Origin of the sequence: Mesorhizobium sp. M8A.F.Ca.ET.202.01.1.1 (assembly GCF_004791595.1) — a bacterium.
GTDB lineage: Bacteria > Pseudomonadota > Alphaproteobacteria > Rhizobiales > Rhizobiaceae > Mesorhizobium.
Map to the genome: position 1 here is coordinate 1 of NZ_SRUN01000083.1, position 422 is coordinate 422.

Consider the following 422-nt stretch of genomic DNA (forward strand, 5'->3'; position numbering starts at 1 on the left):
GTCTCTTGCGCGCCTTTCAGAAACTGCGATGTCGGATGAGCGCCCGCCGAGGCTGTCGCCTTTCGCAGTATGGTGGAGGGCTTGGCGATGATGCAACCGCTGTGACGCAGAAATCGGCGCCGGGAATACTACGGAGGCCGAAAATCGCAGCCGGCCTCCGCGCGGGCGGTCGCGCGGCGCCAATCCCATGGCGTTCGATAGCCTCTCGCTGCCTGGCTCAGGCCGCTTGAAGGAGTTTCTCGATCTCGAAGATGGTGTGGTTGGTCAACGTCTTCGGTATCTGCGCCTTCACCTTCTCGCAGACCTCCTTGTGCAGCTTCTGCCGCATCTCGCCGAGCACCTGCGGCGGCGCGATCAGCACGACCTCGTCGAAGTCGCCCCGATGCGCAAGCTTGTAAAGCCGCTCGGCGATATCGTCGGCA

Annotated in this window: 1 protein-coding gene; it reads right to left on the bottom strand. The window is 63.0% G+C overall.

What is annotated here, in order from left to right:
* Nucleotides 1-217: 217 nt before the first annotated feature.
* The coding region (locus EN845_RS33940; protein WP_189587434.1) for a host attachment protein at nucleotides 218-422 on the bottom strand (205 nt) is incomplete at its 5' end.